This is a genomic window from Pantoea sp. ANP04, from assembly GCF_041982285.1.
Lineage (GTDB): Bacteria > Pseudomonadota > Gammaproteobacteria > Enterobacterales > Enterobacteriaceae > Pantoea > Pantoea eucalypti.
The window spans coordinates 1-652 of record NZ_JAUTYS010000071.1; the positions used below are offsets into that span (position 1 = coordinate 1).

The 652-nt window shown below is 63.7% G+C and carries 1 protein-coding gene and 1 pseudogene; both read right to left on the reverse strand.

Going from position 1 to position 652, the window contains the following annotated elements; genetic code table 11:
* Positions 1–316: pseudogene (locus tag Q7C21_RS22375) on the reverse strand (TonB-dependent siderophore receptor); the annotation flags it as partial.
* A 12-nt stretch (positions 317–328) separates the two neighbouring features.
* The coding region (locus tag Q7C21_RS22380) for a TonB-dependent receptor plug domain-containing protein (RefSeq protein WP_375151140.1) at positions 329–652 on the reverse strand (324 nt) is incomplete at its 5' end.

Sequence of the window (652 nt, forward strand, 5' to 3'; positions counted from 1 at the left end):
AGCGCAGGTTCTGACGGAACTGCCAGACATCGTTGAAGCGGTGCTCGAAGGCGTAGCCCAGGGCGTAGTAGGTGCGGTCGTAGAACTCGTAGTCCGGGTCACCCAGGTTCTTGTGATGGGAGACCTCGCCCAGTGGCGACTTGCTCTTGGTGCCCTGGATCGGCATGAACTGGCTGGTGGCACCGGTATCGTCGCGGGTGAACTGCGTGAGCAGGGTCAGCTTGGTATCGGTATCGATGTTCCAAGTCAGGCTGGGGGCAATGTTGTAGCGCTTGTTGTCGATGTGGTCGACCTGGGTACCGGCATCGCGCACCACGCCGCTGAGCCCCTAGAGGAACTGGCCTTCGTCGTCGATCTTGCCGGTGCTGGCGAAGTTGATCTGGCGGTAGTTGTCGCTGCCGTACTGGATCTGCACGGCATGGCTGGTGTCTGCGCTGGGGCGGCGGCTGACCATGTCCAGCAGGCCACCCGGCGGGGTCTGGCCATACACCGAGGACGCCGGGCCGCGCAGCAGGGCCAGGCGGTCGAGGTTCCAGGTTTCCGCTTTCGGGTTGGCATACACACCGCGGGGCAGGGGCAAGCCGTCGAGGAACTGTGTGGGTTCGAAGCCCCGTACACGCATCCAGTCATAGCGGGTGTCGCTGCCGTAGCT